Annotated in this window: 18 protein-coding genes; 8 read left to right on the forward strand and 10 right to left on the reverse strand. The window is 70.1% G+C overall.

Annotated features, from left to right (window positions below; all coding sequences use genetic code 11):
• Positions 1 to 29 precede the first annotated feature (29 nt).
• From E3N83_RS08970 to E3N83_RS08985, 4 genes are all read right to left on the reverse strand, one after another.
• On the reverse strand, positions 30 to 2318 hold the full coding sequence (locus E3N83_RS08970; protein ID WP_151082942.1) for an aminotransferase class III-fold pyridoxal phosphate-dependent enzyme: 2289 nt from the start codon (positions 2316 to 2318) through the stop codon (positions 30 to 32).
• 82 nt (positions 2319 to 2400) lie between these two features.
• Entirely contained in the window at positions 2401 to 2799 is a 399-nt protein-coding gene (locus E3N83_RS08975; protein ID WP_151082943.1) for a hypothetical protein, read from the reverse strand.
• A gap of 136 nt (positions 2800 to 2935) precedes the next feature.
• Positions 2936 to 4129 carry a delta-60 repeat domain-containing protein gene (locus E3N83_RS08980; protein ID WP_151082944.1) on the reverse strand — a complete coding sequence of 398 codons (1194 nt, stop codon included), beginning with the start codon at positions 4127 to 4129 and terminating at the stop codon, positions 2936 to 2938.
• Between the two features lie 591 nt (positions 4130 to 4720).
• Complete coding sequence (locus tag E3N83_RS08985) at positions 4721 to 5236, reverse strand: MarR family winged helix-turn-helix transcriptional regulator (protein WP_151082945.1); 516 nt, start codon at positions 5234 to 5236, stop codon at positions 4721 to 4723.
• 172 nt (positions 5237 to 5408) lie between these two features.
• On the opposite strand from E3N83_RS08985, the gene E3N83_RS08990 reads away from it, so the two are divergent.
• The 7 genes from E3N83_RS08990 to E3N83_RS09020 all read left to right on the forward strand — a co-directional run bounded on the left by E3N83_RS08990 (position 5409) and on the right by E3N83_RS09020 (position 14396).
• Positions 5409 to 6635 carry a nitrate/nitrite transporter gene (locus tag E3N83_RS08990; protein WP_202879362.1) on the forward strand — a complete coding sequence of 409 codons (1227 nt, stop codon included), beginning with the start codon at positions 5409 to 5411 and terminating at the stop codon, positions 6633 to 6635.
• A gap of 63 nt (positions 6636 to 6698) precedes the next feature.
• The gene (locus E3N83_RS08995) at positions 6699 to 10454 is read left to right on the forward strand and encodes a nitrate reductase subunit alpha (protein ID WP_151082946.1); all 3756 of its coding nucleotides are present in this window, start codon (positions 6699 to 6701) and stop codon (positions 10452 to 10454) included.
• The gene (narH, locus tag E3N83_RS09000) at positions 10454 to 12103 is read left to right on the forward strand and encodes a nitrate reductase subunit beta (protein WP_151082947.1); all 1650 of its coding nucleotides are present in this window, start codon (positions 10454 to 10456) and stop codon (positions 12101 to 12103) included. Before E3N83_RS08995 ends, narH begins: the two co-directional genes overlap by 1 nt.
• Complete coding sequence (narJ, locus tag E3N83_RS09005; protein ID WP_151082948.1) at positions 12100 to 12807, forward strand: nitrate reductase molybdenum cofactor assembly chaperone; 708 nt, start codon at positions 12100 to 12102, stop codon at positions 12805 to 12807. The genes narH and narJ overlap by 4 nt, the downstream gene beginning before the upstream one ends.
• On the forward strand, positions 12804 to 13532 hold the full coding sequence (narI, locus tag E3N83_RS09010; protein WP_151082949.1) for a respiratory nitrate reductase subunit gamma: 729 nt from the start codon (positions 12804 to 12806) through the stop codon (positions 13530 to 13532). Before narJ ends, narI begins: the two co-directional genes overlap by 4 nt.
• Positions 13533 to 13581: 49 nt before the next feature.
• Positions 13582 to 14016, forward strand: coding sequence for a hemerythrin domain-containing protein (locus tag E3N83_RS09015; protein ID WP_191908028.1), 435 nt, complete (start codon positions 13582 to 13584; stop codon positions 14014 to 14016).
• A 47-nt stretch (positions 14017 to 14063) separates the two neighbouring features.
• Positions 14064 to 14396: a cupin domain-containing protein gene (locus tag E3N83_RS09020; RefSeq protein ID WP_151082951.1), complete on the forward strand. Its 333-nt coding sequence runs from the start codon at positions 14064 to 14066 to the stop codon at positions 14394 to 14396.
• Positions 14397 to 14601: 205 nt separating this feature from the next.
• Here the strand turns inward: E3N83_RS09020 and E3N83_RS09025 are convergent, their stop codons facing one another.
• Positions 14602 to 15249, reverse strand: a complete 648-nt coding sequence (locus tag E3N83_RS09025) for a response regulator (protein ID WP_151082952.1) — start codon at positions 15247 to 15249, stop codon at positions 14602 to 14604.
• Positions 15246 to 17258 carry a sensor histidine kinase gene (locus E3N83_RS09030; protein WP_151082953.1) on the reverse strand — a complete coding sequence of 671 codons (2013 nt, stop codon included), beginning with the start codon at positions 17256 to 17258 and terminating at the stop codon, positions 15246 to 15248. The genes E3N83_RS09025 and E3N83_RS09030 overlap by 4 nt, the downstream gene beginning before the upstream one ends.
• A gap of 174 nt (positions 17259 to 17432) precedes the next feature.
• Here E3N83_RS09030 and E3N83_RS09035 point away from each other — a divergent pair, with 174 nt between their 5' ends.
• Positions 17433 to 17879 (forward strand): hypothetical protein, encoded by a 447-nt coding sequence (locus E3N83_RS09035; protein ID WP_151082954.1) that lies wholly within the window; start codon positions 17433 to 17435, stop codon positions 17877 to 17879.
• A 262-nt stretch (positions 17880 to 18141) separates the two neighbouring features.
• Here E3N83_RS09035 and E3N83_RS09040 read toward each other — a convergent pair whose 3' ends face one another.
• The 4 genes from E3N83_RS09040 to E3N83_RS09055 form a co-directional block, all read right to left on the reverse strand.
• The gene (locus tag E3N83_RS09040) at positions 18142 to 18621 is read right to left on the reverse strand and encodes a DUF421 domain-containing protein (protein WP_151082955.1); all 480 of its coding nucleotides are present in this window, start codon (positions 18619 to 18621) and stop codon (positions 18142 to 18144) included.
• Between the two features lie 25 nt (positions 18622 to 18646).
• The gene (locus E3N83_RS09045) at positions 18647 to 19195 is read right to left on the reverse strand and encodes a hypothetical protein (RefSeq protein WP_151082956.1); all 549 of its coding nucleotides are present in this window, start codon (positions 19193 to 19195) and stop codon (positions 18647 to 18649) included.
• A 191-nt stretch (positions 19196 to 19386) separates the two neighbouring features.
• A complete protein-coding gene (locus E3N83_RS09050; RefSeq protein ID WP_151082957.1) occupies positions 19387 to 19803 on the reverse strand; it encodes a hypothetical protein in 417 nt (138 codons plus the stop codon).
• A complete protein-coding gene (locus E3N83_RS09055; RefSeq protein WP_151082958.1) occupies positions 19800 to 20822 on the reverse strand; it encodes an SDR family oxidoreductase in 1023 nt (340 codons plus the stop codon). Before E3N83_RS09055 ends, E3N83_RS09050 begins: the two co-directional genes overlap by 4 nt.

Genomic DNA, 20822 nt, shown 5'->3' on the forward strand with positions numbered 1-20822 from the left:
CCGGCTCCAGGTGCGACCGTGGAGCCGGGTCAGCCGCCGTCGCGGAGGGTCGCCGCCAGCACCTCGACCAGCAGGTCGACGTGCTCGTCGCCGATCACCAGCGGTGGCCGGATCTTGAGCGACGCCCTCGACCGGGCGGTGCGACCGATCAGCACTCCCCGCTCCCGCATCCCCTCCACCACCCGTGCGGCGCGAGGCGCGTCCGGCCGTCCGGTCGCCGGGTCGACGAGGTCGAGGGCGATCGCGAGCCCCCAGCCGCTCACCTCGCCGACCTGGGGGTCGCCGGCAGCGACCTCGCGCAACCGGGTGAGCAGCCGCGCGCCGGTTCGCGCGACGTGGCTCACCACCTGCTCGTCGGCCAGGGTCCGGAGCACCGCGATCGCGGCCGCGCAGGCAGCGGTGCCGCCGCCGAAGGTGCTGAAGTAGTCGGTGCTCGCCACGAACGGGTCGATCAGCTCCGCGGGGCCACAGACGGCGGCCACGGGATAGCCGTTGCCCATCGGCTTGCCCAGGGTGACCAGGTCCGCGGGCACGTCGCCGGCCACGAAGCTCCACAGGTGGTCGCCGGTCCGGCCGTGCCCGGCCTGCACCTCGTCCGCGACGTACAGCCCGCCGGCCGCGTGCACGAGGGCGGCGGCCTGGGCCGTCCAGGCGTGCGCGGGCCCGCGCACCCCGTCGCTGGTGAACACCCCGTCGACCAGCATCGCGGCCACGCCGTGGCCTCCGGCCTCGAGGCTCCCGAGCGCTGCGGCCACCTCGGACGATGGCGCCGGCGGCGGTTCCACCAGGCGGATGTGGGGTGGCGGCGGGGCCGCACCCCAGCTCTCGGGCGAGAACGCGAACGTCGCCTCCGTGACCCCGTGGTAGGCCCAGGACGTGACGATCCCGCCGGAAGCACCGGTGGCGTGGCGCGCGATCCGCCAGGCCAGGTCGTTGGCCTCGCTGCCGGAGTTCACCAGCAGGACGCGGTCGAAGCGGTCGGGCAGGGTCTCCAGCAGGCGTTCGGCGAGCTCGATGGGCGCCTCCTGGAGATAGCGGCTGTTGGTGTTGAGCGTGGCGAGCTGGGTGCTGACCGCCTCGACGACCGCCGGGTGGGAGTGTCCGAGCACCGGCACGTTGTTGTAGGCGTCCAGGTAGCGCCGTCCGTCCGCACCCTCCAGGAAGAGCCCGTGCCCGCTCACGAGGTGGACCGGATCGGTGTAGCTGAGCTCGAGGCCGCCCAACAGGTGGGAGCGGGCTCGGAGCAGGTCCGCGGTGGAACGGCGCGGCGCCAGCGAGCCGCCCTCGGCCCGGCCCGCCGGCACGGACGCCGCGGCCGTGAGCCGACGGGTCAGGGTGTCCAGGCCGACATCGAGCATGCCCTCCAGCTGGCGGTGGGCCTCCTCGTCGATCTCCGGAGCGGAGCCCTGCTGCTGGGTCCGCCAGGCGGTGATCAGGATCGCGGCCGCGTAGCGACCCGCGATCAGGTCGGCGAGCAGCGCGACCTCCTCCGGCTCGAGCGGCGTGGTGGCGGCGTACCCGGCGACGACCTCGTGCGCGAGGTCCAGGCCGTCGGTGCGTCCGCTGAGCACGTCGGCGGTCGCCACGGCCAGGTCGCAGACGAGTGCGGTGGTGGTCAGGTCCCCGAAGTCTGTGATGCCGGTGACCACCAGGTCGTCGTCGACCAGCACGTTGGTGGGGGCGAGGTCGTTGTGCACCACCTGGGCGCGCATCATGCGCAGCTTCGGGGCGACCCGTGCGTCGAAGCGGTCCAGCACCGTCCGCACCGCTGCACGCCGGCTTTCCTCGACCGCCGAGAGCCACGGTCGCAGCTGCGGGAGCCGGCGGAGGTCCCAGGCGATCGGGTACGACGCGGCTTCGTGCACGAAGCCGCGCAGGGCCAGTCCGAGGCGGGCCGACGTCCGGCCCCAGGCGCGCAGGTGCTCCGGGCCCAGCTCCCCGGGCTCCGGATGCCGGCCCTCCAGCCAGGTCGTCACCCAGGCCAGGGAACGACGCCCGTCGACGCCGGTCAGCGTCACCCACGGGTCGCCCTGCCGGGTGGGCAGGACCCGCGAGACCGGCAGGTCCGGCGCCACGGCGCGAATGTGCTCCATCGCCGACTGCTGCAGGTCCACCACCCCGGCGCCGTCCGCGGAGTTGTGCACCTTCAGCAGGTAGCGACCCTCGGCGGTGTCGACGCGGAAGTTCCGGTCCCGCTCGCCGTGGAGAGGGGTGAGGCTCCCCTCGATGCCCCACCGGGCGGCCAGCCCCTCGTGCAGCTGCACGGGGTCGAGCTCCGGAGCGGGCACGGTCAGGGGATCGTTCGTCGACGCTGTCACGACAGCAGTCTGCCGGGCCGCGGCACCCGAGCGGCTGCGGCCCGCCGCGGCCGCGCGGGCCCCCTGACCGCGGCAGCAACGCTCAGAGCGAGATCGTGCCGCGGCAGACGTCGCCGGTGGCCCGTCGTACGGCGCGGAAGGTGAGGTGGTCGGCCCCGGCCCGGTTGGCCAGCCGACGCTGCACCGTGAACGAGCCGCTGGCGCCGGCCGTGGTGCCCGCGCCCTTCGCGGCGGTGCGGCCGTCGTGCCGGATCGTCCAGTCCCACACCTGACCCACGTGGTTGCTGTCGACCTCGGCCTCGACCTCGATCCGGGCGTTGGAGTGCTTCGCCTTCAGGTGCCAGACCGCGGCGCCGCCACACCCGCCGTGGGCGCTGACTCCGCCACCTCCCGAGTGGCTGGCCAGGGCGGGGGCCGTGGCCGCGAGCGGCAGGGCCAGGCCCGTGAGGGCGACGGCGGCGAGTGCTGTGCGAGTCTTCATGACGGTCTCCTCGAGATGGTGGTCGATGTGTCCCACCACCATCTCGACGCCGAGGTCGGAGTCGCCATTGGTCGTCGGTGCTACGACGTCTGGTCCGGTCGGACTCCGACCGTCTCGATCCGCGGCTCGACCGGGGTCACGAGGTGGGCAGCAGTGCCAGCCGCTCGTGGGTCTCGCCGCCGATGGTCGTCGTGTCCGAGGCCACCCACAGTCCCGCGGAGGTGAGCAGGAGATCCTTGCCGCCCACGCCCAGTGCCTTGACCGGGTCCCACGGGAGCGCCAGGCCGGTGACCGGGTCGATCGCCCCGATTCCGCGTCGGGACGCGCAGCCGGGGCCGCAGGTGTCCTTGCCGAGCGGGTTGTCGAGCCAGCGGTTGTGACCCTGCACGTAGACCGCGGCATCGGTGACCACCACGGACTGGAGCGTGTCTCCCCCGGTGTAGTTGATCCAGGTCGGACTTGCTGGGTGGGCGGTGCCGGTCTCGAACCGGGCCACCGCGTCGCAGACCGTGCTTCCCAGGTCGGCCGGGCGCGACACGAACCCGCTGCCGTCCACAGCGAACCATCTGCCGTTGGGCGAGAAGTCCACGTCCCGCAGGTTGTCGATCCAGCGACGGCTCGAGCATCGACGTGCCAGCGGGTGGTAGTACCACGGGTCCAGGGTGCCCCGGTGAGGGCGCAGGTCGACCATGAAGGCCCGGGCCCGAGCGCGACCGTTGACGGTGAGGAAGTTGCCCACGGCGACGAGGCGGTTGCGGCGAGGGCTGATCGCGAACCGGTACACCCGGGGCGCGGCCCCGCCACGCCCGTCCAGGTCGCCCGCGACGTGCAACCGCAGGTAGCGGGTCGTCCTGCCGGTGTGGAAGTCCAGCGCCTTCAGCCGCCCGGAGAACTCCCCGCCGACGATCAGCCGGTGGTGGGCGAACTGCGCTTCGCGGACCGCGCCGGTCAGATGTGCGTCGAAGCGTCGATCGACCACCCCGGTGGTGGGGTTGATCTTGACCAGCCCGCGACGGCTCACGCCGTTGAAGACCGAGAAGGTCCCCCCGACGTACAGCGAGCCGCGGTGGTAGGCGATCGCCCAGACGTTGCCGTTCGTGGTCACCGACAGCGGGTTGATCGCCCCGGTGGTGGCGGAGAAGGAGAACAGACTCTTGCGGCGGAAGGTGGCGGAGCGGTCAGCGGTCTGCACCGTGGTGAAGTTGCCGCCGACGAACATGGTGTCACCGACCTGGGCCAGCTGGTAGACCGCCCGGTAGGAGCCCGTCCCACCCAGGACACGAGGGGTCCAGTCCGCAGGGTCGGACGACACCACGGTGCTCTGGTGCACCGGCGAACCGAGAGCGGGAAGCCCCACCCCCACCATGACTGCCGTCGCCAAGCAGACGGCGCGCAGCCGACGCACACTCACATTACGCATCCAGAAACCCCCGTTGCCCCCGGCAGGATACCCGTCGCCGCGCCCCCTCGGCCGATCCGATACGAACTCGGCACCAACGGCCGGCGAGTCACCGGAGCGAGTGTCGCTCTCCTCGAGATCGAGTCAGACATATCTCAGGCCCGGAATCACGCTGGATTCCGGGCCTGAACTTGGGTAGCGGGGGCAGGATTTGAACCTGCGACCTCTGGGAGTATTCAGGACCTCGCCGGTCACTGCCCGTCAGGCCAGGAACAAGCCGATTCACGCTCAACGGTGCGGGATCAGCCGCTCTGACACTGCCGACTGTAACCCACTGGAACTCCCCCGGGCTGTCCCAATCTGGACAGTAGATGGACACCGGATCAAGACTGCCAAACCAACCACGATCTGGCGCACAACCGTCCCAGACAGCCAACTCCAACGCCCTCTCATACCTGGTGGAACGATCGTGGTCAGGACACGTGCGTGGCCGCGCAGGGACCGAGGTCTGTGGTGGTCACGTCAGATGCCCCACTCGTGCAGACGTGGGTCGCGGCTGGCGGCGGGGCGGCCAGCCGGGTAGAGATCGGCGGTGGCGGCCTCGTTGAACGGGGTCAGGGCCGCCATGAGCGCGTCCCGGTCGGTACCGGACATGCGGGCCACGATCTCTGCGAGCTCCTGCTCGCGACGTTCCATCAGCTGCTCGACGAAGGTCCACCCCTTTCGGGTGAGGGTGAGCACGCGCTGTCGGCGGTCGGCGGTCAGCTCGCCGCGGTCGACGAACCCGGCCGAGACCAGCCGGTCGCAGGTGCGGCTGGCGTTGGACGCGTTGACGCTGAGTCCCTCGGCGACAGCCGACAGGTTGAGGGGCTCGCCGGTCCACAGCAGGACCAGGACCCGCATCTGCGTGACCGAGACGGAGGCGTCGACGCTCTCCAGGGAGCGGACCATGGCCGCGGCCACCGCCCGGCTGGCCAGCATCAGCGGCGTGATGTCGATGCGGGAGTCGGGCGCGGCGGCGCGGGTGGAAACGGGCACGGGCCGACTGTAGGTCCCTGCAGGGGACGCGACTCCAGTCCATCTACCCGTCGCGAGAGGACTTAGGTCCCTGACCGCAACCACTGCGAGCCAGCAAAGGTGGTACCAGCGCAAGTATCCACGGATCTGAGGACCCTACCGGCGACGCATTCGCCGGACGAAGGAGCGGACGATGTCCACGACAGCAGGGCTAACCACCAGGACGAGCGGCCGTGCCGGTCTGATGCTCGGCCTCGCGACTCTCGGGTTCGCCCTCTGCTTCTGGGCGTGGGCCCTGCTCTCGCCGCTGGCGGTCTCGTTTACCGCAGCGCTGCACCTGACGCCGTTCCAGCAGGCGCTGTTGGTCGCGGTCCCCGTGGTCGTGGGCTCCTTGGGTCGCATCCCGGTGGGTGCCCTAACCGACCGGTTCGGCGGCCGCATCATGTTCCCGATCGTGTCCTTGGCCACGGTCGTACCGGTGCTCTACCTCGGTCTGGCGGGACACTCCAGTCTTGCTGCGCTCCTGTTCGGCGGCTTCTTCCTCGGCATCGCCGGCACCGCGTTCGCGGTGGGCGTGCCGTTCGTGAGTGCGTGGTTCCCGCCCGAGCGACGTGGCTTCGCAGTCGGCGTGTTTGGTGCCGGTATGGGTGGCACCGCCATCAGCGCGCTGACGACCGTGAAGCTGGTCAACGCCCACTCGATGCAGACGCCATTCGTGATCACCGCCCTCGTGCTCACGGCGTACGGCGTGCTGGCTGCGCTGGTCCTGCGAGACGCGCCCGGTCGTACCGTGCCGACCGAGTCGCTCGGCCGGCGGATGGGCGCTGCGCTCGCGCTTCCGATCACCTGGCAGGCGGCTGCGCTCTACGCCATCGCGTTCGGCGGGTACGTCGCGTTCAGCGTCTACCTCCCGACCTACCTGAAGAACGCCTACGGGCTCACCCCTGCGGACGCCTCGAACCGGATGGCCGGCTTCGTCCTCGTCGCTGTCCTCATGCGCCCGGTCGGCGGTTGGATCTCCGACCGCGTGCGCCCTGCGAACGTCCTGGTTGTCGCCTTCGCCGTGGTCGCGGTCGACGCGCTCGTCCAGTCCTCGACGCCCAGCCTGGCACCGCTCGGCACGATCGTGTTCCTCACGATGGCCGCCGCGCTGGGCACGGCGACAGGCGCGGTCTTCGCCCTGGTGGCCCAGCGCGCCCCGGCCGAGAAGGTCGGCGCGGTCACGGGCATTGTCGGCGCTGCGGGCGGGCTCGGTGGGTTCGTGCCGCCGCTGGTGATGGGCTCGATCTTCGGGCACTCCGGCGACTACCGCACGGGACTGTTGGCGCTGTCAGCGATGGCGGTGCTGGTGCTGGCGCTGTCCGCGTCGCTACGCCGTCCAGTCACTCCCCAGGCTCCGCAGACTCCGCTCGCGGCCTGAGCGTGGGTCTACTGTCGAAGCACGCCCGTCCGCTGGTCCGCCCTCTGCCCGGGAGCCCTCTCGATGACCAACCGCCAGAAGCCGTCCAGCGCCCTGCCCGCACTGGACGACCCGCTCACCGAGGCGCTGGTCCGCAGCCGACGGTTCTTCACCAAGGGCAGGGTCTCCAACGACCTGCGAACGCTCACCAAGGCGGGAGGCCGCCAGGCCGACGACTTCTACCGCGACCGCTGGAGTCACGACAAGGTGGTGCGCTCGACGCATGGCGTCAACTGCACGGGGTCGTGCTCCTGGAAGGTCTACGTCAAGGACGGGATCATCACCTGGGAGACCCAGCAGACCGACTACCCCTCGGTCGGCCCTGACTCCCCGGAGTACGAGCCCCGTGGCTGTCCCCGCGGGGCGGCGTTCTCCTGGTACACCTACTCGCCAACCCGGGTGCGCTACCCCTATGTCCGCGGCGTCCTGCTCCAGATGTTCCGCGAGGCCAAGGCTCAGCACGACGGCGACCCGGTGCGGGCCTGGGAGCACATCGTCGAGAACCCCCTGCGCGCCAAGGTTTACAAGTCGGCCCGCGGCAAAGGCGGCCTGGTCCGCGCCACCTGGGACGAGGCGGCCGAGATGGTGGCCGCCGCGCACGTCCACACCATCAAGAAGTACGGACCCGACCGCGTCGCCGGCTTCTCCCCGATCCCCGCCATGTCGATGGTCTCCCACGCCTCGGGTGCCAGGTTCGTCAACCTCATCGGCGGCTCCATGCTGAGCTTCTACGACTGGTACGCCGACCTCCCCGTCGCCTCGCCCCAGGTGTTCGGCGACCAGACCGACGTCCCCGAGTCGGGCGACTGGTGGAACGCCGGGTACCTGATCATGTGGGGCTCCAACCTCCCGGTCACCCGCACTCCCGACGCGCACTGGATGACCGAGGCCCGCTACCGAGGCCAGAAGGTCGTCGCTGTCGCCCCCGACTACGCCGACAACGTGAAGTTCGCCGACGAGTGGCTGCCGGCCAAGCCGGGCACCGACGCGGCGCTGGCGATGGCGATGGGCCACGTCGTCCTGAAGGAGTTCTTCGTGGACCGGCAGACGCCGTACTTCACCGATTACGTAAAGACCTACACCGACCTGCCCCACCTGGTCCGCCTGGACGAGACCGGTGACGGCGAGTACACCGCCGGCAAGTTCCTCACCGCCGCCGACCTCACCGATCACGCCGCCGAGGAGAACGCCGCCTTCAAGACCGTCCTGATCGACGCCCGTACCGGTGACCCGGCCGTCCCGAACGGCTCCCTCGGCCACCGGTACGGCGACCCCGGGGTGGGCCTCTGGAACCTCGAGCTCGGCGACGTCGACCCGGTGCTCTCGCTGCTCGACATCTCCGAGAAGTCGGTCGTCGTGCGGATGCCGCGCTTCGACACCCCCGACGGCGCCGCCGCCGACCTCCCGCGCGGAGTGCCGACCAAGCGGATCGGCGAACACCTGGTCACCACGGTCTTCGACCTGCTCCTTGCGCAATACGGCGTCGCGCGCTCCGGGGCCAACGGGCCGCTGCCCGGACAGTGGGCCACGGGTTACGACGACGCCGAGTCGCCGTACACGCCGGCCTGGCAGGAGGCGATCACCGGCGTGCCGGCGTCGACCGTGGCCCGGATCGGCCGGGAGTTCGCCGCCAACGCCGACGAGTCCCACGGCCGCTCGATGATCGTGATGGGTGCCGGCACCAACCACTGGTTCCACTCCGACACGATCTACCGCGCCTTCCTCACCCTCACCAACCTGACCGGTTGCCAGGGCGTCAACGGCGGCGGCTGGGCGCACTACGTCGGGCAGGAGAAGGTCCGCCCGATCACCGGCTACACCCAGATCGCGAACGCGCTGGACTGGAACCGGCCGCCGCGCAACATGATCCAGACCGCCTTCTGGTATCTGCACACCAACCAGTTCCGTTACGACCAGTTCGGTGCGGACACCCTCGCGGCCACCACCGGCCAAGGACAGCTGGCAGGGAAGTCCACCGCAGACGTCATCGCCCAGAGCGCCCGGATGGGCTGGATGCCGTCGTACCCGACCTTCGACCGCAACCCGCTCGACCTCAGCGACGACGCGGCCGCGGCCGGGAAGCCCGTGGCCGAGTACGTCGTCGAGCAGCTGAAGTCCGGCGGTCTCGACTTCGCCGGCGAGGACCCGGACGCGCCCGGCAACTACCCCCGCATCCTGTCGATCTGGCGGGCCAACCTGCTGGGCTCGTCCGGCAAGGGCAACGAGTACTTCCTCAAGCATCTCCTCGGCACCGACTCCTCGGTCCGCGCCACCGAGACGCCCGTGGGCCAGCGCCCCGTCGACGTGAGATGGCGCGAGGAGGCACCCGAGGGGAAGCTCGACCTGCTGCTGACGATCGACTTCCGGCAGACCAGCACCACCACCTTCTCCGACGTCGTGCTCCCGGCCGCGACCTGGTATGAGAAGCATGACCTCAACACCACCGACATGCACCCGTTCGTGCACTCGTTCAACCCCGCGATCGCGCCACCCTGGCAGACCCGCACCGACTGGGACGCCTGGCAGACCATCGCGGAGAAGTTCAGCGAGCTCGCCGCGACCCACCTCGGTGTCCGCACAGACGTCGTGGCCGTCCCGCTCACCCACGACACCCCGGACGCGATGGCCAACCCGCACGGCGTGGTCCGCGACTGGAAGAAGGGCGAGTGCGAGCCGGTGCCCGGCGTCACCATGCCGAAGCTGGTCGAGGTCGTCCGCGACTACGGCGCGGTCTCCGAGAAGATGAACGCGCTCGGCCCGCTGGTCGACACGCTCGGCGCCACCACCAAGGGCGTCACCTTCGAGCTGAGCAAGCAGGTCGACTACCTGCGCCAGAAGAACGGTCCTGTGCGCGGCGGGGTCGCCGACGGACGGCCGTCGCTCAAGCGCGACGTCAACGTCTGCGAGGCGATCCTCGCCCTGTCCGGTACGACGAACGGGCACCTGGCCACGCAAGGCTTCAAGACCCTCGAGAAGCGCACCGGGGTCAAGCTCGCCGACCTCGCCGAAGAGCACGAGGGCAAGCAGATCACCTTCGCCGACACCCAGGGCCCACCGGTGCCCGTGATCACCTCACCGGAGTGGTCCGGCTCGGAGACCGGCGGTCGACGCTACTCGCCGTTCACGATCAACGTCGAGCGCAAGAAGCCCTGGCACACCCTGACCGGGCGGATGCACTTCTACCTCGACCACGACTGGATCACCGAGCTCGGTGAGGGACTGCCGGTCTACCGGCCACCGCTGAACATGGCGGCGCTGTTCGCCGAGCCGGCCCTGGGGAACGTCTCGGACGGCTCTGCGGTCGACGGTGTCGACCAGGTCGAGGGGCTGACGGTGCGCTACCTGACCCCCCACAACAAGTGGTCGATCCACTCGGAGTACCAGGACAACCTGTTCATGCTCTCGCTCTCGCGCGGCGGCCAGAACATCTGGATGAGCGACCGCGACGCCGCGAAGGTCGGCATCAAGGACAACGACTGGATCGAGGCGGTCAACCGCAACGGCGTCGTCGTGGCCCGCGCGATCGTCTCGCACCGGATGCCCGAGGGGACCGTGTACATGTACCACGCCCAGGACCGGCTGATCGACGTACCGCTCGCCGAGACCTCCGGCAAGCGCGGCGGCATCCACAACTCCCTGACCCGGATCCTGGTCAAACCCAGCCACCTGATCGGCGGCTACGCCCAGTTGAGCTTCGCGTTCAACTACCTCGGCCCCACCGGCAACCAACGCGACGAGGTCACCGTCATCCGCAAGCGCTCGCAGGAGGTGACCTACTGATGAAGGTCATGGCGCAGATGGCGATGGTGATGAACCTTGACAAGTGCATCGGCTGCCACACCTGCTCGGTGACCTGCAAGCAGGCGTGGACCAACCGGTCCGGCACCGAGTACATCTGGTTCAACAACGTCGAGACCCGGCCCGGTCTCGGCTACCCCCGGACCTACGAAGACCAGGAGAAGTGGCAGGGCGGCTGGGAGCTCAACAGCCGCGGACGCCTCAAGCTCAAGGCAGGTGGACGGTTCAAGAAGCTGCTGACGATCTTCTCCAACCCGAAGCTCCCCTCGATCGGCGAGTACTACGAGCCCTGGACCTACGACTACGCCACCCTGACCGAGGCGCCGGCCCAGGAACACACCCCGGTGGCGCGACCGAAGTCGCTGATCTCGGGCAAGAACATGAAGATCGAGTGGTCCGCCAACTGGGACGACGACCTCGGCGGATCGACCGCCAACACACACCGCGACCCGATGCTGAAGAAGATCGCCGACAAGGTGAAGTTCGAGTTCGAGCAGACCTTCATGTTCTACCTGCCCCGCATCTGCGAGCACTGCCTCAACCCCTCGTGCGCAGCGTCGTGCCCCAGTGGCGCGATCTACAAGCGCGCGGAGGACGGCATCGTCCTGGTCGACCAGGAGAAGTGCCGCGGCTGGCGCATGTGCGTCTCCGGCTGCCCCTACAAGAAGATCTACTTCAACCACCGCACCGGCAAGGCCGAGAAGTGCACCTTCTGCTTCCCGCGGATCGAGGTCGGCCTGCCGACCGTCTGCTCCGAGACCTGCGTCGGGCGGCTGCGCTACATCGGCCTGATGCTCTACGACGCCGACAAGGTGCTCGAGGCCGCCTCGACCACCGACGACCAGGGACTCTACGAGGCGCAACGCGACGTCTTCCTCGACCCGTTCGACCCCGAGGTCATCCGCGAGGCCGAGAAGGCAGGCATCGCCCGGGACTGGGTCGACGCGGCCCAGCGCTCCCCGATCTACGCCCTCATCAACACCTTCAAGGTCGCCCTGCCGCTGCACCCGGAGTACCGCACCATGCCGATGGTCTGGTACATCCCGCCCCTGTCCCCCGTCGTCGACGTGGTCGCCGAGACCGGCGAGGACGCCGAGGACAAGAGCAACCTCTTCGCCGCCATCGACGCCCTACGGATCCCGGTCGAATACCTCGCCGAGCTCTTCACCGCCGGCGACGTCGTACCGGTGGACGCCGTGCTGAAGAAGCTCGCCGCGATGCGCTCCTACATGCGCGACATCAACATGGGCCGCGACCCGGACCCGTCGATCCCGGCCGCGGTGGGGATGACCGAGGAAGAGATGTACGACATGTACCGCCTCCTCGCCATCGCCAAGTACGACGAGCGCTACGTCATCCCTCCCGCCCACGCCGAGCAGGCGCACTCCCTCGAGGAGCTCGCCACCGAGTGCTCGGTCTCCGAGTACGGCGGCGGCCAGCAAGGACTCTTCGGCGAGGGATCGGGAGCGCCGACCCCGATCGCGGTCGAGAACTTCCAAATGCTCCAGGACCGGCAGACCGCCGACTCGTTGGCCGGCCCGGAGCACAAGGGCACCCGGGTCAACCTGCTCAACTGGGACGGCAAGGGCTCCCCGCCCGGCCTGTTCCCGCCGAAGGGCCCGGACCAATGAGCACCCGCAGCCCGAAGCCCACGCTGCCGCCCGACCAGCTCACCGTGGTCTGGCAGTCGGTCTCCCTGCTGCTCGACTACCCCGACGAGAGTGTCGTGGCTCGCGCCGAGCTCATCCGAGCCGCCTCTCACACCGTGCCGGCGGCGATCGGCGACTCCCTCCGATCGTTCCTGGCCCACCTGGAGTCCACACCACTCCCTGAGCTCCAGGCCGACTACGTCGAGACCTTCGACAACCGCCGCCGCTGCAACCTGTTCCTGACCTACTTCGCGCACGGCGACACCCGCAAGCGGGGGATGGCCCTGTTGCGGTTCAAGCAGACCTATCTCGCATCAGGGTTCGAGCTCGACGACGCCGAGCTCCCCGACCACCTCTGCGTCGTCCTCGAGTACGCCGCCACCGTGGACCAGATCCGCGGCCGCGACCTGATGCTCGACCACCGAGCAGGCCTGGAGCTGCTGCGCCTCTCGCTCCAGGACCTGGGTTCGCCGTGGGCGAGCCTGGTCGACGCCGTCACTGCCACCCTCCCTCCGCTGCGCGGTGACGAGCGCGACGCCGTACGCCGGCTCGCGGCCGAGGGCCCACCCGAGGAGGAAGTCGGTCTCGCGCCGTTCGCCGCCCCGCAGTTCAGCCCCGGCGCCGCCGACGGCCCGCCGGAGACGACCCTGCTGCCGATGCCGTCCTTCCCAGGAGCACGCCGATGAACGAGTTCCTCTTCGTCGTCGTCCCGTACCTGTGCCTGGCGACGTTCGTGGTCGGACACTGGTGGCGGTACCGCTACGACAAGTTCGGCTGGACCACCCGCTCCTCCCAGCTCTACGAGAACCGGCTCCTGCGGATCGGTAGCCCGCTGTTCCATTTCGGCATGCTCGGCGTCGTCGGCGGCCACCTCATCGGCCTGCTGGTACCGCAGTCCTGGACCGACGCTCTCGGCATCAGCAACCACGCCTACCACGTGGTCGCCGTCGCCGGCGGCCTCGTCTCTGGGCTGATGACCGTGGTCGGCATGGCTATCCTGATCTACCGCCGCCGCACCGTCGGCCCCGTCTTCTCCGCCACCACGCCGATGGACAAGGTGATGTACGCCTTCCTCGCCACCGTGATCGTCTTAGGCATGTGGAACACCATCGCCGGCTCCATCCTGCACGTCGGAGGCGAGTACAACTACCGCGAAGGTGTCTCGGTCTGGTACCGGTCGTTCCTCGCCTTCCACCCCGACCCCCAGCTGATGGCCGACGCGCCCCTCGGCTTCCAGCTCCACGCCCTCGTCGCGTTCGGGCTGTTCGCGCTGTGGCCCTTCACCCGACTCGTCCACGTCTTCAGCGCACCCGTCGGCTACCTGACCCGCCCCTACATCGTCTACCGCAGCCGCGACGACGCCCAGCTCGGCAGCCACCGCCCCCGCCGCGGCTGGGACCGGGTCGGCTGACATGTGCGACCACTGTGGCTGCCGAGGAGTCGGAGCGATCCGCGAGCTGATGGACGAACACACCGCGCTCGTCGACGAGTCGTACGTTGTCCGGCACTCGCTGCAGTCGGGCGACCGCGCCGAGGCGATGACCCTCCTGACCGGACTCGTCACGCGCCTGGAGCGCCACGTACGGCGTGAGGAGGACGGGATCTTCCGGGCACTACGAGACTCGGGCGAGTTCCTCGACGAGGTCGACGCCTTGAAGGGCGAACACGAGCATCTCGAGAAGGCGATCGCGAGCCTCGACCCCCAGATACTCGACTTCCCGGCTGCAGTGAGCTGCCTGCTCGATGATCTGGCCGTCCACATCGACCGTGAGGACTACGGGATCTTCCCGGTCTCGGTCGTCACCCTCGGAGCCGCCGGGTGGACCATCGTCGACCAGGCCCACGCGACGACACCGAGCTTCCTGCTCGACCCGACGCCACCGCGACGCTCGTGACGCCGTACACCCGCCCTTCCGGTAATTCCAGCGACGAGGAGCACCGCATGCAGCACGAGTCACTGACAACGCTTGTTAGCCAACACCTGGAGACGGCGTCGAAGGCCTCCAGCGGACGGAGCGCCCACACCGTCTACGGAGGACACGAGCACGCCCTCCGCCAGACCGTCATCGCGTTGCGCGCCGGCTCGCAGCTCGACGAACACCAGAACCCCGGAGAAGCAACACTCCAGGTCCTCCACGGTCACGTGACTCTGAAAGCCGGCGCCGACACGTGGAGCGGTTCGCCCGGAGACCTCGTCACCATCCCCGACGCTCGTCACTCGCTCGAGGCAGTCGAGGACTCCGCCGTGCTGCTGACCGTGGCTGTGCGGGGCTGACGACGCGAGAACGTCTGCCGCTGGGTGTCGACGTCGCCCGACTCGAATCCCCACCGGATACGTCTGTAGTCCGCGATCGCGTCGCGAAATGGCACAGTTTGCTGTCACGTTGCACCGGCGATGGTCGTAGTGGGCGACCTCTATCGGATCCTCGTCGTTGACTGCTCTCCAGCGACTCGCGCGGTGGGTGGATGCTCGTCCCGGGTTAGGGCGGTCCCTGCTCGTCGCGCACCCGGAGGGCGGCCTGGGTCCGGTCGCGGACCTGCAGCTTGTCGAGGATGCGGGAGACGTAGTTCTGGACCGTCTTGACGCTCAGTCCCAGAGCGCGGGCGATCTGCTGGTTGCTGCGCCCCTGGCCGATGAGCTCGAGCACGTCAACCTCGCGGTCGGTGAGCCCTTCGAACGGCGAGGTGCGGCCGGCCGGCACGCGCTGACCCGCGGCGACGGCGAGCAGCCGGGACGCGACGCCAGGCCCGAACACGGCCCCTCCCGAGGCCACCGTGGTCACCGCGGCGGCGATCTCCTCGCCGCTCGATCCCTTGAGCACGTAGCCGCGCGCGCCCGCCCGCATCGCGGCCAGCACCGTGTCGTCGTCGTCGACCATCGTCACCACCAGCACCGCCGGCGGGTCCGGGAGCGCGCAGGTCAGGGCGGTCGCCTCGACCCCGGACATGGTCGGCAGGTTGAGGTCCATCAGCACCACATCGGCCCGCCCTCCGGCCGCCAGGTCCACGGCCTCCGGACCGTCCGCTACGCTTCCCACTACCTCGATGTCCGGAAGGGCCGCCAGCGACGCGGCCAGCCCCTCGCGGAACACCGGGTGGTCGTCGACCACCAGCACCCGCACCCTCATGACGCCACCACGTGCGCAGCCGTCCGCACCGGCAGCACCGCCTCCACGCGGGTGCCCCCGAACGAGGTCACGCGGAGGTGGCCACGCATCTCCTCGGCCCGCTCCCGCATCGTGTGCAAGCCGTTCCCGGCCGACCTCCGCGCGCCGAAGCCGACACCGTCGTCCTCCACGAGGAGTCTCAGAACGCCCGGCCCGGGCTCGAGCGTGACCCGGCACCACCCTGCCTGCGCATGCCGGACGACGTTCGTGACAGCCTCGGTGACGATCCGGAACGCCGCCACCTCGGCGGCCGCGGGGAGCGGTGGCAGCAGGGCGATCGACACGTCGACTCTCAGCCCGGCACCAGCGGTGAGCCGGTGCACCGACTGCTCGACCGCGCCGGCCAGCCCGAGCTCGTCGAGCGCGGGTGGACGCAGGCCCTCCACCACGCGCCGTACGTCGAGCACGGTCGCGCGCAGGTCATCACCCAAGGCCCGGACCAGGTCGGAGGCGTGGCCACCGGGCTCGAGCTCCCGGGCGATCACGTCGAGGCGGAGCAGGTGGCCCGCCAGGGCAGGCCCCAGACCGTCGTGAAGGTCGCGTCGCAGACGCCGCCGCTCCTCCTCGCGCGCCAGGACGACCCGCTCGAGGGCGAGCTGGAGCTCCTGGGTGAGGCGGTGGTCGTGCAGGACGCCGCCCAGATGGCCGGCCAGGTCCTCGAGCAGCCTCCGGTCGGAGGCACGCAGGCGCGCGGCTGGTTGCCGGAAGGCCAGGGTGCCGACGCGTTCGGCGTAGGCCAGCAGGGGAATCTCGTCGTCGCTGCCCGGCTCGTCCCCATCGCCGTCCGCGGACTGGGCCAGCACCTGGCCGTGCGCATTCTCGATCCGGACACGGCGCAGGCCCAGCGCAGCCAGCTCGGTGGTCGCGTCGCCGAGGAGGCGATCGATGTCGGCGGTCGCCTCGAGCCGCTGTCCGAGGCGTGCCAGCACCTCGTAGGGGTCCTGCCACTGCCCGAACAGGACCCGGTCGACCCCACGCTGGAGCAGGTCCCGCAAGGGCGCGAACGACACCGCGACGACACCGACAGCCACCGCGGGCAGCCAGGCCGCGGAGCCGACGTCGAGCACGCGGCCGACGCCGACGATCACCACGGCATAGATCCCGGCCACCAGGGCCGACAGCAGGACCCACACGGCGGTGCGGTTCACGGCCGTCCGGAGGTCGTACAGCCCTCGCGCCAGTACGGCGTACCCGATCGCCACCGGCAACGGCAGGACCGCGATCGTGAACACGTTCGGAGGTGCGCCCGGGACGAACGACAGCGGTCCCGCCAGCACCGGTAGCCCGGCCACCAGCGTCACGAAGCGGACCTGCTGACGCTCGAGATCGGTTCCCTGTCGCCAGCGGCTGCGCAGCTGGGCCACGGCGCCTCCGGCGACGACCAGGGCGAAGGGCAGGCTGAGCAGGAACCCCACGGGATCGACGAACCCGAGTACGTGGGGCAGCGTGATCGGGTTGTCCCAACCGTCGATGCGGAGGTTGGCGTCCGGTGCGGCCAGCGTGCTCACCACCGAGGCGACGACGACTACGACCAGCGACCACGTAAGCCACCGCCAGCGTGGACCCGCGATCCGGCCGGTGGGGAAGAAGATGGGAAGGCCGAGGATCACCGCGAACCAGCCCACGTCGCGCACCACGGCGCCCCCGAGTGCGAACAGCGAGATCGCCGGGACCGCACCCGGATGGTTCACGCCGTACGACGTGAGGTCGACGCCCGCGTTCCCGACCGCCCAGGTGACTCCTCCGCCCAGCAGCAACCAGCCGATCCGGTGACGAGGGCGCGCCGCGATCACCACGGCGCCGGTGATGCAGAACGCCAACACGACTGCGACGCCGAGCAACGACTCGGTGAGAGACCCACCGCTCGCATGGCTGACGGCCAGCGAGGCGTACAGGCCCGCAGCGGAGACCACCACCATGAGCGCGACGCCGCACGACATCTGCCACGACAGGCGATCCGAGTCCCTCATGAGGTCAAGGGTGTGGCCGCGAGGGCGTGGCGACAAGGGGTGGTTTCCCACCAGGGCTGGGAGATCCTCCCGGCCTCGGGTCGTGCCGATCCTCTGGCCGTTGGGAAACGTGTCCGCGACCTTGGTGGCGCGGCGTCGACCCGGCGCCTCACAACCTCGGAGAAGGAGCTACCCATGAAGCGGACCTCACTCGTCACGGCCGGAACCACCCTGGTGGCCGGCGGCAGCCTCGTCCTGGCCGTCGCCGCCGCCGGAGCCGCATCACCTGCCCCTCGCACGACCAGCCACCGGCTCACGTTCACCGCCCACGCACTGTCCAGCGTCCAGTCGGCGAACCACCTGATCGAGAGCGACAAGGCCGTGAAGTCCGGGCACACCATCGGATACACCGCCAACACGTGCACCTTCGACTTCGCCGCCGGCAAGGCGCACTGCTGGGTCACCATGGCGCTACCCAAGGGTCAGCTGCGGTCCAAGGTCACCGTCGACGCCCAGTCCGGGCAGAGCGCCGGCCACATCACCGGCGGCACCGGCGCCTACCTGGGCGCGACCGGGACGGTCTCCGGCCAGCAGGGCGCCGACCGGAACACCGTCAAGATCACCCTGAAGTGGACCGACTGAGATCGTCGGCACCCTGCCGTTCGCGCCCGGGCTCGTCAACCCGGGCGCGACCGTCCGGTCGGCGAGGAGACTTCGGCCCTTCTCGCCCACGTCCACACCGCACACCAGTGACCACACGGTCAGGCTGCTGGGGAGCGCTCCCGCGATCGGCCACGCGCTGCACGGCGTCCCAGCCGCCAACGACACGTGCGGCCTTCCCGTACGGATGCCGCGGGTGCGAACCGGAGTCAGCGTGCCGAACGGGTCCGTCCCAGCACGCGGCTCAGGAGGTGGCGGCTGTGTCCGGTGCGCCGCTCGAGTCACTGGCTGAGGTGAAGAACGAGACCCTGCCGTCGGCCTCCAGGATCGCGAGCTCGATGTCGGTGAGTCTGCGGATGCCCTGCTGGCGGGCCATGGCGAGCAGGTCGGAGTCGGTGAAGCGTTGTTGGCGGGCGGGGACGGGCAGCAGCTTGCCTGCGCGGGCGATGACGATGGGTTTGCCCCTGATCAGGGAGCGGGTGCGGGGAAAGCGCCACTGGAGCCAGGACAGCCCGACGGTGCACAGGGCGAACACCGAGATGGTCAGGACACCGGAGGTGATGGAGTAGTCCTGCTGCGTGACCGACTGTTGGATGAGGTCGCCCATGGTCACGTAGAGCAGGAGCTCGAAGGTGCTGAGCTCGCCCAGCGTGGAGCGGCCGACGCCTCGGGTGACCGCCCACAGGAAGACGAACATGAGGGCGGCGCGGATCACGATCTCCACGAGGCAGCCTCCAGGTGTTGGCGGCTCATGGCAGGAGCCGCGTGCGGATGTGAACCGTGGCCACCGGCGTGGTGAAGCTGGAGTTCTTCACGATCGAGACGGCGGCCGAGCTGCCCTTCTGGCTGGAGGGCTGTATGTAGGTGTCGAAGTCGAGCATGAAGGTGTCGCCGGGCGGCGCCGTGAACGTCAGGTAGAGGTTCTGGCCGTCTCGGGTCTCTTGGGAGGGATTGGGGTGGAAGCCCTGTGTCTCGAAGATGTTGAAGTAGTCCCCGGTGACGGCCAGAGTCAGCTGTCTTCCGAAACCGCCGGGGTGAGTGATCACGACCTGCCACTCCGTGTCCAGCCCGGCCCGCGCGATGGCCGGGTAGTGCACGGTGAGGCCGTAGCCGTTGTCCTGGGTCGACGCCGTGCTCGTGTGCACGCCCAGCCCGCTCACGACGCCGGCAGCGACGACCAAGGCCATCGCCGACAACATCAGCCGGCGGATCCACATCGCGATGGGCTGACTGCCCTCGTCCAGCTGTAGCCCGTCCGCGGACCGAACGGTGGAGTAGGGGTCAGGCGTCGACGGCACGGTTACCCTCCCGGCCGGATGTCTTCTGCGGCGTCATACCACCGGGCAGACCCTCGACGGTCGAGCCAAGGGCCGAGGCAGCTCGTTGCTTCCACCTTCCGCTCAGCGCCCGCGACGGGTCAGCTCCGTCGAGGATGGCCTCTGTAGTGGGCATCGCCGGCTCCTCTCACCATCACACGTCGACGTACCCCTCAGCAGTTGCTGCATGCCGCTGCCGACGTCGTATGTCGAGGGCTCGTCGGCCGCCGAGCCGGTACGAGATCGCCGACGTCGCCCCCCACCCGCCCCTGGCTCACGTCGAGCAGGGCGATGCCCGTGGCGACCGCTGCGCTCGCCAGAGCAGCACGGCGATGGGGGGGCCACAGGACCGCTGCGAGCAGCATGCTGGCGGCATGGGCGAGCTCGATGACAACGTCGAGATCTCGCGTACGCCGCCCCGCTGCCAGATCGAGGCCCGCCTGGAGCACCAGCCGCACGCCGAGGACCCGGGTGATCCCGCGCACTCGGGCGTCGTCCCGATCCGGCCCTCCCACGGCGCCGAGGACCCGTCGCGGCACGACCAGGCAGGCGGAGCCGACCACGAGCCGCGCCGAGGTGGCCGCCCTCACCGGTGCCGCCGCCGGGTGAGAGCAGCCGCCCCGGCGAGCAGCCCGAGACCGGCGCCTGCCAGGAGCCCGTGATGCTGCGAGGCCCAGACCTGCGGTGAGTGCCCGTGCGACCTGTCGTCGAACCTTCCGTGGGCGCCGAAGTCGTGTCCGTCGTCGCCGTCAGCGGGGTCCCACAGGTTCGCCGGCTGGTCGGCCGGCTTCGGCTGGTCGGTCTGTTGCGCCTTGAACCCGGTACGGGCCAGGTACCGGTCGAGCAGACCCGGCGCGACGGCGTTCACGAGCAGGGTCGCCGTCGTCGTCTCGCCGACCCAGTACTCCCGGCGGCGTGGGTGGTCGGCGGCGTACACCACTGCGCGAGCGGCGACCTCCGGCTGGTAGATCGGCGGGACCGGCTGCGCCTGCCGGGGCAGCTTGGAGAGGACCCAGGAGAACTGCGGGGTGTTGACCGCGGGCATCTGGACCATCGTCACCCGCACCTGGCTGCCCTCGTGCAGCAGCTCGGTGCGCAGGGACTCGTGGAAGCCCTGGGTGGCGTGCTTCGCTCCGCAGTAGGCGCTCTGCAGGGGGATCCCCCGGTACGCCAGGGTCGAGCCGACCTGGACGATCGTGCCCCGGTCGCGCGGCAGCATCCGGCGGAGCGCCGACCGGGTGCCGTTGACGAATCCCAGGTAGGTCACCTGGGTGACGCGTTCGAACTCCTCCGGCTCGATGTCGACGAACCGGGCGAACACCGAGGTGAAGGCGACGTTGACCCACACGTCGATCGCACCGAGGTCCTCCTCGATCCGGTCGGCGACCTTGTCGACCGCGGCGGCGTCGGCGGTGTCGACGACGTACGTCGCGGCCACGGCGCCGAGACCCTCGACGTCCCGTCGGGCGCCGTCCAGGCCGCGGGTGCCCCGCGCCAGGAGGGCCACGGTGTCACCCCGTGCGGCGAACTGCTGGGCCGTCGCCCGGCCGATGCCGCCGGAGGCACCGGTGATGACGACGACGCGGGGTCGGTCAGAAGGCTTGCTCAT

It is taken from the genome of Nocardioides cynanchi (assembly GCF_008761635.1).
GTDB classification, from domain to species: Bacteria; Actinomycetota; Actinomycetes; order Propionibacteriales; family Nocardioidaceae; genus Nocardioides; species Nocardioides cynanchi.